The following is a 15,443-nucleotide window of genomic DNA, read 5'->3' as shown; positions in this document are numbered from 1 at the left end:
ATGAGAGATCGAAGCTCTGAGAATTCCTGCTAAATTGAACCCACAATCGACGCTCCGGCATTACCGGCTATTTTGAATTCGGCTCCAGAATATCCAGAGCCTGTACAAACGTTTCGCTCCGAAGCAACGCCTGACGCACGTCTGGAAGAACCATTCGTTTCGCGATTTTTGCCAAGGCTGTCAGATATTCATCAGAGAAACCCTCCGGCGTGACAAACAGGCAAATAAAACGCGACAGGGAACCGTCAGCACTCTTGAAATCGACCCCCTCCGGGAAAATCCCCATACTGCACACCACACCAAAGCAACCGGGCAATGTAACATGAGGAAAGGCTGTTTCACAATCCACCGCGGCGGATTGTCTTTTCTCCCGCTTCAACACGCGCCGTAGAATCTCCGCCTTGCAATGGGCCGGCAGTTGATTGTGATCAACTAAGTTATCAACCAAAAGACTGAGCGCCTCTTCCTTTCCGTCGGCCCGCATCTGCGGCTTAATCAACTCTCCCCAGAAAAGGCGTCTCAACCTGACGCATCCTTCCGGAGAAGAGAATAAGAACAACGGGTTTTTAATACGTTTTTCCACCTGGTCGGGCAATGAACCGGCGAAGTCTGCAGTCCATCGCAACGAACTGGGGGCCCCCATAATAAGCAGATCGTCAGGAGCAAGCCATTCAGCCACTCCAGTGATAAAATCCGAACCCGCCGGCTGATGGACGACCGGCTGAATTCCCAGCAGGTGCGACAATATCTTTTCAACCGCAAAGTCCCCGGCAGAGCAACACCGCCTGCCGAAGCACCCTTCGTCCTGCCAGTGAAGTATCTCCAGCGGTCGCCCGATGCGGGTCGATATCTCCCGAGCAACCCACATTTGTTCACAAATATTCGGGCCGCCGCTTGTGGACACAACCAATCGCCCCCCCGGCTGAGTCGTGCCGGGTCGAATAAACACGGCCGGAAGTTCCAGCTCCTGAGCGATCCGCAGCAGACGTTGCATGATCTTCGGATCCTTCATCCACTCACTGACAATCAGGTCCACTCTTTCGGTGAGGGCAGAACATTTGAGTTCTGCCACCAGACCGGAAAGACCTCCCTCATCAGTCGAATAAATTCGCGCGCTCGGATTTCCGGCAATCATTTCTGCATAACAGCCAATAAGAGAACGGAAACCCGGTGAAGCCACCATGATCACAGTGATTTCATGACGAAATTGACTCATGCCAACCGCTCCTGCCTGCATTCTCATTCTGGGGACTGTTTTCCGGCTGGTAAAGAACCTCCTCAACCCGCAACTGACAGCTTCTTCCATCAGGCAGAGGCCATTCAATTTCCTGCCCCACCCGGCTGCCGAGCAACGCCATGCCCAGCGGAGCCAAGACATTGATCCGATCATCCGACATATTCTGCTGATTCGGCCAGGCAAGTGTAAAGATATACTGGTCGCCTACCTCCAGATCAAAAACCCGAACCTGAGAGTTCATGGTGACAACATCCGCGGGAATATCCTTAGCCGCAACCAGCTGCGCACGCTCCAATTCACGACGCAACTGCTGAAAGGCGCGAGCATCGGGGGCGAGGCTTGTAGGATTCTGCTCTTCAACCAGTTCGGTCAGCCGCGCATGATCCGGCCAGGTTATTATGATGGGCTTTTTTTTCATTCGTTTTCCTTTCGTTACTTTTTCTGCCTCAGGCTGGGTCTTCACAATCCATCTTCCATGGCTTCGAAGCCGCTCTTCCCGTCTTTCCGATTTAACCATCGCGCAGATTTGTTACGTTCACGCAGAATGCGCACGATGGTGGGAAACAGCCGCGGAATCGGCGTAATTCTATTCTGATGCAAACGACTGGCCTCATACCGGCGTCGGAAGACCTTTCTTAATTTATCAATCAAGTGAAAATGCATGACCTGCTCCTTTTTCCAGCCGGCTCCATATGCAAAAGGTATGCCAAAAAAAGACAGGGGCACTTGAAACCATTTTTTCCGCCGCAACAATACAGATTCCCCCTGCAATGAATGGGTTCGCAGGAACCAAACGGCCGAGCCCGCTTCGGAAAAAACCGGCATTCTGTATTGCCCGGCCCCTGAGACTCTGCGGAAAAATTCCGCAATGAAGAAAATCTCTACAGCTCCGGACAGAAGCGGTTATGCCTTGAGCCTGTTTTGAAAAGTCTTGCGATCAATTCCCGAAATTCCGGCGGAACGACCTTTTTCGCACAAGTCTCACCATCAGAAATCACGCATTGCGCCGGATACAAATTTTCCCTTGAGGCTTTCATGCCCAGAATTTATTTTAGCTCATTCAAAAATATGTGTGTCTATTTGCATCTATTCGGAGTTAAATTATTTACATGATTTCAGCAGTAATTTTTGATTTTGACGGGGTCATTGTTGATTCCGAGCGGCTGCACTGGGCGGCATTCAATGCAGTTATGGAGCCGCGCGGAAAAACGATTGAATGGCCGGAGTATCTCGAAACCTACATCGGTTTTGATGATCGCGATGCGTTCCGCTGTGCTTTTCCAAACCTTGGAAAAGATGAGCTGCCCCAATTGATTCAAGCCAAGGCGGCGGCGTTTCAGGAACTGCTGAACGACGGCGGCGCGGCGGCTCTGCCCGGCTCCGTTGAGCTGATTCAACATCTGTCGGGAACCATTCCGATCGCAATCTGCTCCGGCGCACTGAAAGAGGATATCTTTCCAATCATTGGAAAACTCGGCGTGGCCGATGCGTTTGATCAGATTGTAACGGCGGACGATACGCATATCAGCAAACCCGATCCCGCTCCGTACCTGCTGGCAAAAGAGCGGCTTCGCGTTGCATCCGGCATTGCAATCGAAGACACCCCTGCGGGAATCGCCTCCGCCAAAGGTGCGGGCCTGAAGGTACTGGCCGTAACCAACAGCTATCCGAAAGAACTTCTCAAAGACGCCGACGTCATCGTCGATACACTCGACGGACTGACCGGCGAAAGGCTCACGGAGCTGTTCGCCTAGAACTTGCGGATTTTGAGATGGTCGTCCATCCGCTTGCGGGCGCGATTGAGGCTGTTGATGAATTCATCGAAATAACCACCGTCCTGCGTACGGGAAGCAATCGGAATGGAAATCGGCGCGGGTGTGCGGCTGAGCACCTGCGGCATCACGTAGCACTCTTCTTTGGTGACCATAACGCCGATGAACTCTCCACGGTCGGTCAACAGATAGTCGCCGACTTTCGGTTTTTTGCCGCTGGTATAGAGCACGGTGAGATAGTCGCTCCCGATAATCGGGCTGACTTCAACCCGGCCGTGCTCGTTGACTTCATCAGGACTGAACAGAAGCGCATCTTTGATGCGGCGTTCTTTCAGCGTTTCCATGGTGATCGACTGCAGCGCGCCATCCAGTGCGCCGGTGAAGCGAACCAGACAGACCTGCGGCTCGGCCCCCGGAACCACAATGGATTCCAAAGGAAGGGCGTTGAATGCACCGGTTAAAGAACTGACAGAGCCGTCCACCTGGGTCACTGACTCGGACAGCCCGCCGAAGAAAGAGCGGGCGAGGCCCAGCTTGCGGAAGTCGGCCGGAACCAGAACTGCGCGTCCGACCTGCACGAGCGGCATGACCAGTTCACGGCGCGTCACAAAGTTGCGGTCATCGCTGGAATTATATTCTGTGTAGCTGATGTTCAGGCGGCGCAGGGATTCATCGCGGCGCACCCAGATGGATTTTTTGCGTTCTGCTTCTTCAGCCTGCTTCTGTTTTTCCAGCTGAGCAACAGTTTGTTCTGCATCCTGCTTCTGAACTTCGAGAGCAGCAACCTCTCCACTGAGCGAAGCCATTTTAGAGGCAAACTGTTCATTCTGGGCGGCCAGCCGGGAGCGCTCCTCTTCCAATGCAAGGGCGCGTTCTTTCGCGGCCGCTTCGGACGCCCGGAGCTTTGCCAGCTCTTCCGTATGATCGGTGAGTTCTGTCTGCAGTTCACTGATCCGGGATGTGACATCCGATGCGGTTTTCTGAGCTTCCAGGACTGCTTTTTCGGCGGCGGCGCGGCGCTGCGCCGCTTCTTCGGCCTGGCGGCGTGCTTCCTCGGCGGTCTGCTGAGCCATCTGTGCCTCGCTCTTTGCAAGCTGTGCAGCGGCCCGGGCCTTTTCAGCGGTCAGCTCCATTTCATGCAGACGCGTCTGCATTTCCTGACTGCCGCTTCGCTCACGGCTGGCGGTGTCGCGGGCCTCTTCGGCCTGAGCCAGTGCCTGTTCGGCCAGCTCCGATGTCCGGGAGAGCTGCTCTTCGAGGCGTTTGACTTCGTCCTGATAGGCCTGCTCTTTCCGAAGCCCTTCTTCGACGACCGTGCTCCAGCGGTAGAGCGGCATGGGAATCTTGTTTTCGCCGCCGGCGCGGTTCCCGGCACTGAGCGCCAGTACGGAAAGCACCATGACATCGATCATTACAACTAAAATTGAACGCCGCATCAGTGAATCCTCAGCTTACGGGTACATCAACGGACTGCAGCAGCTCCTGCTTAAACGGCGTGTGATAGCCGAGTCGCAAAATGACCGATACAATGATCCCCATCGCCGTGGAGGCATAGGCAAACATCAGCCCGGCATCGGGAAAAAACGTAACCAGAATAAAACTGCCGACGGACCCAAGCAGTCCAAAATAGAGGGGAAGATCGAAATAGATATCGATGGCTTCGAGCAACTGAAGTTTTTTGGTTGCCGGATGACCGGTTTTACGAACCGCATGCAGTTTGAGTCCGGCGGCAATCCAGGCGCCGATCTGCATCACCGCAGAAGCCAAAACCATCACCCACGCCAGCCGGCGGCCGATCCGGGCCGCCATTTCCTGAGCCTGAGCCACCATCTCCGGGCTGATGGCGCCGGTTTCCTCCGGAGTACCGGGTGCACCTGATGGAGAGAAAAGAAGAGAGACTCCGAAAACAATAATGGCTGCCAGCGACAACACGCCGAGTGAAATAAAAAATCCGCGTAAAAACTTCATACGATTCGTCCTCCAATCATTGAATTCTGTATATTACTGATTTCTTCCGTCCGGTTCAAAGAAGAAGTGATGCAGGCTTTTTCCCACAAAGAAAGAATGTGACAGCGACATCCCGCCTCTCTTCCAAACATTGGAAAAACACAGAGATCTCAACGGATCATGGTTCCAAAGGTGGGAAAATATCAAATGTAAGGACTACCCATGACCTACCGCCCGAATTTTTCGCGGTATTCGGGGAGGCTGATCATGGGCGGGCGCTCTTCTTCGACGATTTCGTATTCGACCTGCTCATATTTTTCGTCGTGGGCCTGGAACTGGCGCATGATGCTGGAGAGTTTATCCATGTCGACATCAACGCCCATATCCTTTGAACGGGCGAGGAAGGCGCGCAGGATACCGAAGGCCATTCTTCCGAGGCTGAGGGTTTCCTGGTTGCGATGTACGCGCTGGTCGAGGTCGGTCTGACCAAACGCTTCCAGCCCCCATTCCTTATAGACGTCGAGAATGTGCGAGGTTTCCACGCCGTAACCGATCGGGAACGGAAGTTTATCGAGCACTTCGCGGCGCACGGCGTATTCGCCGGACAGCGGCTGAATCAGGCCGGTCAGATCCGGAAAGAAAAGCGAGAAGAGCGGGCGAACCAGAATCTCAGTCACACGGCCGCCGCCGGACGGGCGCACCCCCTGCGAAAACGCGAGCGGACGATCATAAAATGCTTTCACATATTTGATGGTCTCGTTGTAAATCAGCGGGGCAATCAGTCCGTAGGCAAAGCGCGGGTGAATGTTGGCGATGTCGGCGTCGACATAGCAGATGATGTCGCCTTTGAGCTGATAGACCGCTTTCCAAAGGTTTTCGCCTTTCCCTTTTTTCTCCCCATACTGCGGGAGAATATCGGCGGAAAGGTAAACGTCGGCTCCGTATGCAGCGGCGATTTCGCGGGTCTGGTCGGTCGAACCGGAGTCAATCACGGCGATTTCATCGAGCAGCGGATAGCGGTCCACCAGCTCGGATTTGAAAAGAATGATCTCTTTGCCGATGGTCTTTTCTTCGTTGAGCGTCGGCAGGCAGAGCGACACAGTCAGACCCTGCCGTTCTTTTTCTTCAATCAACTGTTTCAAGTCCCAGAACTGGGAGTGGTGAAATGTGTTTTTGGAAATCCATTTATTCAGGTTCATCGCAGAAGCCTCCATCCATGGCCAGCAGCACAGCAACCAGTTGGGCCATTCCGGTAAACATCGGATCAATCTTTACGGTTTCGCGCATCTCATGAAGCCCGTCGCCCTGTGTGATTCCCAACGTGATTGCAGGCAGCCCGCGGGAAATCATGGCCGACAGCTCTGAGATGCTCGGCGTAATGTGCGGCCGGAGCCCCAGCGAACTCATAATTTCGCGCGTCTGTTTAACGAGCGGATGGCCGATGGGAAGGCCGGCGGGCTCGCGACGCGCCACCACATCCAGATCCACCTCTGCGCCGGTCTGAGAAACAACGTCCTCAATGATGTCATCCAGCTCACCGGCAATCCGATGCACAATCTCGCCGGATTCACTGCGCACTTCAAAGCAAAGGCGGCCTTCTGTGGGAATAATATTAAACCCTTCCCCGGCCTCAACGGATCCCATCACAATCGACGTCTGCGGTTTGCGCGGCAATGCGATCCCGAGGATCCGGTTGATCACTTCGTTCAGCACCAGAATGGCGCCGGTTGTGCCGCGCCGGACCCAGTCGTACTCCTCGGGAACATGGCAGGTGATTTCTCCGCGAAGCATGCCGGCTGAAGCGTAGCTGAGGCGACCGAGCTGAACGCCCTCCACACAGATTCCGGACGTGAGCGGAATTTTATTATGCTCAAGAAAGAAACGAATTCCGGCCAAATCGCCACGGCCCAGACTGCGAACCCCACCCATCAGAACGAGACCGGCATCCAGCTCAATGCCCAGTTTTTCCAACAGGGTCGGCAGCGTAGCGAGCACCGCCAGGCCGAGGCTGTTGTCGGCAATTCCCGGGCCGCACATTTTGTCGGCATGCACCGAAACGGTATGATCACGGCGTTCCGAGAATACAGTGTCGGCGTGAGAATGCATCAGGATATTGCGTTCGCGGTTCCGACCGGGAAGCACGCCGACTCCGTTGCCGTATTCATCGGTTGATGTATTGTTCAGTCCGCACTCGCTGAAGCGCTGCAGCAGGAAATGGATCCGGGCATCTTCTTTCGAGGTCGGCGACGGAATCTCCGCCAGCATCACCAGATTCGCCAGCAGTGTTTCGCGCAACGACACACAGGCCTCGCGAATCATGGGCAGATCCTGGATGATATCTTCCACATTCTGATAGGTACGGCTCATCGTTCCTCCCATTAAAAGGCTTTTATGTATAAGCTAAAAGTCAAAAGACGGCAAGACCCGCGCTGTAAAGTTTATTTAAATCCATCCAAAACGGAACGGGCTGATCTTTTGACACCATCTCAAGTTTAGATTAGCTTGTGACGAACTTATTGCTCGAACCGACAGGCTATTTATATGAAGGGTCTCATCTGTACTGCGCTTACACTGCTTCTGACGATTGGTTTCGCAGAAGAAATCACCTTGCGGGGCGGCGGAAAAATTCAGGCACCGCTGCTCAAAGACACATCCGATGCCATCGTTGCCGACCTTGGCTTTGATGTGCTGCGGATCCCGCGTCAGGAAATTCTCTCCATTCAGAACACTGTCGCAGACGCATCTCCCTCTGCGGACATCACCGATCACCTCTACACCATTTTATCCCCCGCACAGGTCACCACCGCCGAAGCAGCCGAGTGCTACGCCCCGGCCGTCGTCGTTGTTAAAACCGCATCCGGCCTCGGCTCCGGGTTTTTCATCAACAAAGAAGGCGACCTGGTCACCAATTTTCACGTCATTCAGGGCGAAAAACATATCGCCGTCACCCGCTTTATCAGCGACGGAAAAATCCTGCGGCGCGTAGTCTACAAGGATGTCGAGATCGTGGCCACCGCCCCGTTCCACGACCTTGCAGTCCTGCGCATTAAGGATTTTGATACCGAAATCACTCCCGTCATCTTTGAACCGGATGAGGACCTGAAGATCGGCGAAACCGTATTTGCCATCGGCAACCCGCTCGGCTTGGAACGCACCGTCACCGAAGGCGTACTGAGCCAGACCCACCGCAACTTTGGAGGAATCCTCTATCTGCAGGTGGACGCGCCGGTCAACCCGGGCAACTCCGGCGGGCCGCTCTTCAACGCCCGCGGACAGGTCATCGGAGTCATCAACATGGGCGTTCCGTCCATGGAAGGGCTCAACTTCGCCATTCCGGCGCGCCACCTCAAATATATCCTCGACCACATCGACGCCTTTGCCTACGACGCAACCAATCCCGAGTCCGGCTTTTTCTATCCCGATCCGCCACGCCGGCCCGGCAAATTTTCCGAAGAAAACAAGGAGATCAAACATGCTGAATAAACGCCGCTTCCTGACATCCGCTCTGATCCTGTCATTCGCCCTGAGCTCTTTTGCGCTCGACCGGCTCTCCCTGATCCCTCCGGACCACCCGGTATACATTCGCGTTTCCAACATCCCGGAATTTATTACCCGCCTGAAAAAATCACCGCTTGGGCAGCTCTGGGCCGATCCGCAGTTCCAGGACTTCGCCGGGTACCCCGACGAACAAAACTGGATGAACCTCCTCTATGCCGACGAATCCGAGGCCTACAAACAAATCACACTCGACCAGTTTAAAATGCTCAACGGCGAACTGATTGTCGGAGTGAATCCCGACACCATGGATGTCAGCATCATCGCGGCCATATCGCCGGAAGACTACGCCCGAAGTCAGGAGCAGGACGAAAAACTTAAAGCCATGCAAGAAGACCCGTTTGAAATCATCCACGATGAATTTCAAGGCGTCAAACTCACCCGACACATCCGTAACGGCGGCACCGAAGAAGAGGACAGCTCCTGGCAGGCACACCTCGCCGATACGATGCTGATAGGTTCTTCGCGCGAGTGGCTCGAACGCTCCATCATTCAGCTGAAAAAGGAAGCCCCGGGTACTCCGTCCGGATCCCCGACCCTCAACCTGAAACTGAACATCGCCCGGATCATCGAAAAAGCCGCGGAAAACATGGAAGACAAATCCCCGACGCAACCGGGCGCGCCGGACAAGAAGGCGCTCGTCGCCGCACTCGGCCTAACCGGCGTTGAAGACTGTCTGGTAACCCTCCGCCTTGACGAAGACAAAATGGTTTCGGACAGCACCCTGAACATAATCGACCTGACCAAAGGACTCTTCGCCCTAATGGATATGCAGCCCTCCAGCCTGCCAACCGTCACCTTTATCCCCGAAGACATTTCCTCCATCGAAGTCGGCCGCATCGACCTGCTCGGCCTCTGGCGAGAAGTCCCCAACATCATCGCCGCTATTTCCCCCGGAGGAAGAATGCAGTTCGACATGATTGCCGGCATGATCCAGCAGCAGGCTCAGGTCGATCTCGGCCAGGACCTCCTCTCCAACCTCGGCACGCAGTATATTTCCTTCTCCTCCGCCGACCCGGCAACCACACAGCAGGTTGGCGTTGTCGGCATTGAGCTCAAAGACAGCTATGCTTTCCAAACCGCCCTTGAAACGGCACTGGCCGCTCCGGCCCTGCAACCGCAGGTTGCCACCCTGCTCAAAGCCGAGCTGTTTCTGGAACACACCATCTACACCGTCCAGAACCAGCAGCCGGGCAGCGAACCCATTGCGTTCAGCATTGCGGCCAACCGTTTCTTCTACGGCCCGCCGAACGTCATTCGCCGCGTCATCCGCACCCAGAGCAGCGTCGACACCGCGCACACCTCTTTTGAAAGTTCCCCGCTGGTGCGCGGACTGCGCCGGCACACTCCGCCCGGCGCCTTCGGCTTCCGCGCCATCGACTGGAAACAGCAGATGGAAAGCATCCTAAAACAGCTCACCCAGCCCGCTGTACTGGCCGCCTTCAAAAAAGGGTTTATAGAAGGATCGGATGGATCAATGGAACTTCCAGATCTTGGAAAACTTCCGCCCGCCGAGCACCTTGCATCCTTCTTCAACACCACCTATCAGTACTCCGAAAAAACCGGGAACGGACTGCACCAGCGGGTGACCACCCAGTATTGAGAAAAGGACTGCCCATGCGTACCTCCGTCATCATCGCCGCGTCCTGCCTGCTGTCGCTTCCGGCCTTTCCGGACGAACCGGCCGCTCAGCGGGACTTCGGTTTCCAACCTTTGGAAATCTATGAATTCGAAAATGGCACGTCTGACCTGCTCGTCGAAGACATCAACGGCGACGGGCTTGATGACATCATCTTTTCCAACAACCACGTCTCCCGACTCGAAATTCTAATCCGCAGAAACGATCCCGTCGAAGTTGCCGGCCTGCCGGGACTTGAAGACCGCTTCGAAAACCGCGGCGTACTGGTCGATCAGAGCATCCGCACCATCCGCATTGCCGATCTCAACAACGATGGCCGCAAAGATATCGCCACCTTCGGGGCAACGCTCGGTCTGCTCATCCGCTACCAAAATAAGGATGGGGCCTTCGGCGACGCCGAGCGCATTTTTATTAAAGACACTGACGAGGTCACCACCATCCAAACCGGCGATCTCGACGGCGACCAGAAAGTAGACATTATCGTCTGCTGTAAAAAACATGCCGACCTTCATTGGAATCGGCCCGAGCGCTCCTTCCAGGAAAAGGAAACCCTGCTCTTTTCTGATGAGTGCCGCTATGTGGATCTCGCGGACATCAACTGCGACGGCATTACCGACCTCGTGTTCTACAGCACCACCCTGCGCAATCCGCTGCGTGTCCGCTTCGGCAAAGGCGGCGGACTCTACGATACCGAGCTGCCGCTCGACCTGCCGCCGCGCACATACACCAGCCTGATTGAATTTCCTGACCAGCCCGCACAGGTCGGCATGGTTCTACGCAATCGCCTCGCCTGCCGCATCTACGGCTTTGCCGAAAAAGAACAACCCCCACTGTTGCAGGCGCAAGAAACGTCTCCCTCCCGCATCGGCCTCGAAGGAACCGATAAAAAAGATATTCCGGCCTGGCTCACAACCGATTTTAACGCCGACGGCTTCGGTGACCTGATAGTTTCCGCGCCATCACTCAATCGCCTGCACCTCTATCACGGAAGAGTTGACGGCCTCAACTCTGAACCGGAGCGAATCGATACACTCTCCGAAGTCTCCCACATTTCGCAGTTTGGAAACGGCGACCTGCTCGTGATCAGTCGCAAAGAAAAAATCGCCGGCATTCATGCCACCGGATCCCTGAACACCTTCCCGGAAATTATCAGTGCGTCCGGCGACGTGCTGGCCGGTTGCGCCATTGCCGGGACCTCTCGGTACTGGCTGGTCTGCAAAAATGAGGACGGCGCCCTTTTCCTCAGCCAGACTGACCGCACCGGCGACCAATCCATCCACCCGCTGGACCTCAACAACGAACCGAACGAGCTGCTGGCCTTTTCGCTGCCGGACAACCAAACCGGCCTGCTGCTCTTCACGCCCTACGACTCCCCTAAACTGTTTCTCCAGAACGGACCGGAACTGACCGAACTGTCCAGCGAATCATTCCGGGCGCTCACCAGCCCGCTGATCCGCTCCAACATTCATCTGGATAACCCTGGCGACGGCTCCCGTCTCACTGTCGCCACCGGCTCCGTCGCCCGGCAGTTCAAATGGAAAGACGGGCAGTATAAAATCATCCGACAGTTCAACCCGGAGAACGCCGCCGGGAAGCTCGCCGCCTCCACCGAATATTCCCTGCTCGATGGAAGCAAAGGCACCTTGATCTACGACCAAAATTCCAGAGACCTCATCTGGTTCAGCAGCGATGATCAAACCGGAAAAATTCATATTCCTGACGCCGACCAGACCATCTTCAATCTGGTTCAGCTCCACAACAAAACGCACGACACAATCATACTGATCGACCGCACCGGCCTCAGCGAAATCCTCAGCAACGGCTCGTGTTTCACACCCGTTTCGGAAGCCGAGTATGTTTCGCCCGCCGAAAAGCCGATGCTCTCCTATCTACGTGCCGTCGAACTCGGCTCGCCGCCCCGCCCGATGATTGCCGTGGTCGATCCCGCTAACCGCAGCCTTGAGCTGCTCAGCCGCCAGAGCGACGAACTCAAAACCGAACTGGTTTTTGAAGTCTACCTGTCGTCCGACTTCGTCGAGCGCCAGCAGAACCGCGGCACCGAGCCACACAATTTGCGCAGCGGCGATTTCAACGGTGACAATATCGGCGATCTCGTCCTGCTCTGTCAGGACAAAGTGCTGATCTATCTAGGCGAATAGAAACCCTTCCAAACCTGGAAAAAACGCACGATTCCTTCTTTCCCAATCGGCCGGAATGTTTATCCTTGCGTTATGAGCGAACGCATTGGGTTTATATCAACTCGTTTTGCCGGCACGGACGGAGTGTCGCTGGAAAGCGCCAAGTGGGCGGAAGTGCTTTGGGGGTCCAATCACAAGTCGTTCTGGTATGCCGGACTGCTCGACCGCGATCCGGCGGTCAGCCACTGCGTTCCCGAAGCGCATTTTGAACATCCGGAAAACATCTGGATCAATCAGCGGATCTGGGGACAGTATCACCGCGACCCGCTGGTGAGCCGCCGTATCCGAGATATGGCGAACTATCTCAAATCCTCGCTGTATGAATTCACCGAGCGGTTTGATATTTCCGTTCTGGTGGCACAGAACGCGCTGACGATTCCCATGCACATACCGCTGGGCGTGGCACTGACAGAGTTTCTGGCCGAAACGTGTATGCCCGCCATTGCGCACCATCACGATTTTTACTGGGAGCGCACGCGCTTTTCGGTCAACGCCGTCAGCGACTATCTCGACTTCGCATTCCCGCCGCGCGGCACGCATCTGCAGCACGTGGTGATCAACGAAGCCGCAAAGGAAGAGCTGGCGTGGCGCAAGGGAACCTCGTCGCAGCTCGTTCCGAATGTGTTCAATTTTGACGTGCCCGCTCCCGAACCGGATGACTACAGCAAAGACATTCGTGCCGAACTCGGCTTCAGTCCGGATGACATTATTCTGTTGCAGCCGACGCGGATTGTGCCTCGCAAAGGCATCGAGCATTCGATCAAACTGGTCGAGGCGCTGAAGAACCCGCGCTGCAAGCTGGTGATCTCGCACGATGCAGGCGACGAAGGCTATGAGTACCGCGATATGCTGTCGGATCTCGCCCACGAGACAGGCGTGGACCTGCGGTTTGTATCGGACCGGATCGGCGATATCCGCAAAACCAATTCCGCTGGAAAAAAAATCTTCACGCTGTGGGATCTTTATCCGCACGTTGACTTTGTAACCTACCCCAGCCTCTATGAAGGATTCGGGAACGCCTTCCTTGAAGCCATCTATTTCCGCCTGCCGATTCTCATCAACCGTTACTCCATTTTTGCACGCGATATCGAACCGAAAGGCTTCCGACTGCCGCTGATGGACGGGTATCTAACCAAACAGACGATTGAAGACGTACGGCGGCTGATCAACGATGCCGCCTATCGCGAACAGACGGTGGAACATAACTATGCCGTCGCCAAACGCTTCTTCAGCTATCCGCTGCTGCGCCGCCGCCTGCGCACACTCATCACCAATATAACCGGGATTGACTGATGCTCATCAAATCGCTTTCCAAAGAGCCGCTCGAACGGATGCGCGGACACTTCAACCGACTCTACGGCAGGCGGCAGGCGGACCGCTGTATCGAGCGGCTCGTTACCATGATCGGCCGCTACGGCGTCGGCTACGGCGTCGCCCCGACTGAAAAAACATGGGACGAAACCACCGCCGTGCTCATCACCTATGCCGACACCGTGTGTCAGGCCGGAAAACCACCGCTGGCTACGCTGCAGCATTTCAGCAGCACACATCTGGAAAATCTGTTCAGCACCATCCATATTCTGCCGTTCTATCCGTGGTCATCTGATGACGGCTTTTCAGTGATCGACTATCGCCGGGTTAAAAACAGCTACGGAACATGGAAACACATTAAGGAACTCAACCGTCATTTCGAACTGATGTTCGACCTCGTCCTTAACCATGTTTCCAGCCAAAGCAGCTGGTTTAAAAACTATGTTTCGGAAATCGCGCCCTACCGCGACTACTTCATTGAAGCCGACCCCGAAACCGACCTGTCGGCAGTCGTCCGCCCGCGCAGCCTGCCGCTGCTCACCGAGTTTCCCGTAGACGGAAAAACCAAACATCTGTGGACAACATTCAGCAAAGATCAGATCGACGTCAACTTCGCCAATCCGGATGTCCTGTTTGAATTCTTCGATATTCTTCTGCTCTACATCGCCAACGGCGCAAAGATCATCCGGCTCGATGCTATTGCCTATCTCTGGAAACAGCCCGGCACAAGCTGTATCCATCTCGAACAGACCCACGAAGTTGTCAAGCTGATGCGCGACCTGCTCGACATGATCGCGCCCGGGGTCATCATTCTCACCGAAACCAATGTGCCGCATGATGAAAACATTTCGTACTTCGGCAACGGCGACGAAGCCCGCATGGTCTACAACTTCTCACTTCCGCCGCTTTTGCTCCACGCGCTGCACAACGGCACATCCAGATATCTCACGCCGTGGGCGAAATCCATTTCGGAAACACCGGACGGATGCACCTGGTTCAACTTCACGGCCTCGCACGACGGAATCGGCGTGCGCCCGCTGACCGGACTCGTCCCGGAGAGCGAGCTCACCGCACTCGTCGATAAAGTAAAAGAGCTTGGCGGACAGGTATCCACCAAGCGCAACGCTGACGGAACCGACAGCCCCTACGAACTGAACATCACTTATTTTGACGCACTCGGTGATGACGAACACCAGATCGACCGCTTTCTCTGCTCACAAACCGTCATGCTGGGACTCAAAGGTGTTCCGGCGGTGTATTTTCACAGCCTCACCGCCACGCCGAATGATCAGGACGGCGTCCAGGCCACCGGACGGGCGCGTTCCATCAACCGCAAAAAATGGAACCTCGAAGAACTCGATGCTGAGCTTCACAAAACCGGCCCAGCAAAAAAAGTGTTTAAGGAATACCGCCGCCGTATCGCCATCCGCCGCAAGCACGGTTCTTTCCACCCCGATGCCGCCCAACGCGTGATTGACCTCGACGAAGACCTGTTCTGCTTCGTCCGTTCCGCGGACGGCCACAGGCCGGTCATCTGCATCAGCAGTTTTTCCGGGGAGTGGAAGGAGGTGCACCTCGATGAGCGAATCGCGGAACTCGACACCCCGGATCCCTGTACCGATCTTCTCAGCGGAAAGCGCTACAACGGCGCCGGAAAAGTTCTCACCCTCGATCCATACCAAACCGTCTGGCTGACGGCTGGATAAGTTCCGAATTCACAGCTTCTGGTTCTGAGTTTCCAATCCTTGAAAAAGCAGGCCGGGCCTGCACCTGTCTTTTTCCAA

At 55.3% G+C, this 15,443-nt stretch carries 13 protein-coding genes; 6 read left to right on the top strand and 7 right to left on the bottom strand.

Annotation, left to right across the window (positions count from 1 at the left end; translation table 11 throughout):
- Nucleotides 1-67: 67 nt before the first annotated feature.
- Genes GT409_RS07540 through GT409_RS07530 form a run of 3 tightly spaced genes read right to left on the bottom strand, consistent with a single transcriptional unit; the run spans nucleotide 68 to nucleotide 2,062 of the window.
- Complete coding sequence (locus GT409_RS07540) at nucleotides 68-1,216, bottom strand: PTS sugar transporter subunit IIA (protein WP_160628490.1); 1,149 nt, start codon at nucleotides 1,214-1,216, stop codon at nucleotides 68-70.
- Nucleotides 1,197-1,655: a nucleoside diphosphate kinase regulator gene (gene rnk, locus GT409_RS07535; RefSeq protein ID WP_160628489.1), complete on the bottom strand. Its 459-nt coding sequence runs from the start codon at nucleotides 1,653-1,655 to the stop codon at nucleotides 1,197-1,199. Before rnk ends, GT409_RS07540 begins: the two co-directional genes overlap by 20 nt.
- Before the next feature lie 41 nt (nucleotides 1,656-1,696).
- Nucleotides 1,697-2,062 (bottom strand): hypothetical protein, encoded by a 366-nt coding sequence (locus GT409_RS07530; protein WP_160628488.1) that lies wholly within the window; start codon nucleotides 2,060-2,062, stop codon nucleotides 1,697-1,699.
- A gap of 284 nt (nucleotides 2,063-2,346) precedes the next feature.
- Between GT409_RS07530 and GT409_RS07525 the strand changes: the two genes are divergently transcribed.
- A complete protein-coding gene (locus GT409_RS07525; RefSeq protein WP_160628487.1) occupies nucleotides 2,347-2,991 on the top strand; it encodes an HAD family hydrolase in 645 nt (214 codons plus the stop codon).
- Here GT409_RS07525 and GT409_RS07520 read toward each other — a convergent pair.
- From GT409_RS07520 to GT409_RS07505, 4 genes are all read right to left on the bottom strand, one after another.
- Entirely contained in the window at nucleotides 2,988-4,445 is a 1,458-nt protein-coding gene (locus GT409_RS07520) for a coiled-coil domain-containing protein (protein ID WP_160628486.1), read from the bottom strand. The genes GT409_RS07525 and GT409_RS07520 overlap by 4 nt on opposite strands.
- Nucleotides 4,446-4,455: 10 nt before the next feature.
- Nucleotides 4,456-4,977: a hypothetical protein gene (locus tag GT409_RS07515; protein WP_160628485.1), complete on the bottom strand. Its 522-nt coding sequence runs from the start codon at nucleotides 4,975-4,977 to the stop codon at nucleotides 4,456-4,458.
- A gap of 206 nt (nucleotides 4,978-5,183) precedes the next feature.
- The gene (locus GT409_RS07510; RefSeq protein ID WP_160628484.1) at nucleotides 5,184-6,155 is read right to left on the bottom strand and encodes a glucosyl-3-phosphoglycerate synthase; all 972 of its coding nucleotides are present in this window, start codon (nucleotides 6,153-6,155) and stop codon (nucleotides 5,184-5,186) included.
- Nucleotides 6,142-7,323, bottom strand: a complete 1,182-nt coding sequence (locus tag GT409_RS07505; RefSeq protein WP_160628483.1) for a M20/M25/M40 family metallo-hydrolase — start codon at nucleotides 7,321-7,323, stop codon at nucleotides 6,142-6,144. Before GT409_RS07505 ends, GT409_RS07510 begins: the two co-directional genes overlap by 14 nt.
- Before the next feature lie 174 nt (nucleotides 7,324-7,497).
- On the opposite strand from GT409_RS07505, the gene GT409_RS07500 reads away from it, so the two are divergent.
- The 5 genes from GT409_RS07500 (at nucleotide 7,498) to GT409_RS07480 (ending at nucleotide 15,365) form a co-directional block, all read left to right on the top strand.
- A complete protein-coding gene (locus GT409_RS07500; RefSeq protein ID WP_160628482.1) occupies nucleotides 7,498-8,439 on the top strand; it encodes a S1C family serine protease in 942 nt (313 codons plus the stop codon).
- Entirely contained in the window at nucleotides 8,429-10,114 is a 1,686-nt protein-coding gene (locus GT409_RS07495) for a hypothetical protein (protein WP_160628481.1), read from the top strand. Before GT409_RS07500 ends, GT409_RS07495 begins: the two co-directional genes overlap by 11 nt.
- A gap of 14 nt (nucleotides 10,115-10,128) precedes the next feature.
- Complete coding sequence (locus GT409_RS07490; protein ID WP_160628480.1) at nucleotides 10,129-12,309, top strand: FG-GAP repeat domain-containing protein; 2,181 nt, start codon at nucleotides 10,129-10,131, stop codon at nucleotides 12,307-12,309.
- Nucleotides 12,310-12,381: 72 nt separating this feature from the next.
- Nucleotides 12,382-13,641 carry a glycosyltransferase family 4 protein gene (locus GT409_RS07485; protein WP_160628479.1) on the top strand — a complete coding sequence of 420 codons (1,260 nt, stop codon included), beginning with the start codon at nucleotides 12,382-12,384 and terminating at the stop codon, nucleotides 13,639-13,641.
- The gene (locus tag GT409_RS07480) at nucleotides 13,641-15,365 is read left to right on the top strand and encodes a sugar phosphorylase (protein WP_160628478.1); all 1,725 of its coding nucleotides are present in this window, start codon (nucleotides 13,641-13,643) and stop codon (nucleotides 15,363-15,365) included. Before GT409_RS07485 ends, GT409_RS07480 begins: the two co-directional genes overlap by 1 nt.
- The last annotated feature ends 78 nt before the right edge of the window (nucleotides 15,366-15,443 follow it).

Source organism: Tichowtungia aerotolerans (assembly GCF_009905215.1).
In the GTDB taxonomy this organism is placed as follows: Bacteria; Verrucomicrobiota; Kiritimatiellia; order Kiritimatiellales; family Tichowtungiaceae; genus Tichowtungia; species Tichowtungia aerotolerans.
Note: the sequence above shows the minus strand (reverse complement) of the source record. Positions and strands in the feature narration are given on the sequence as shown.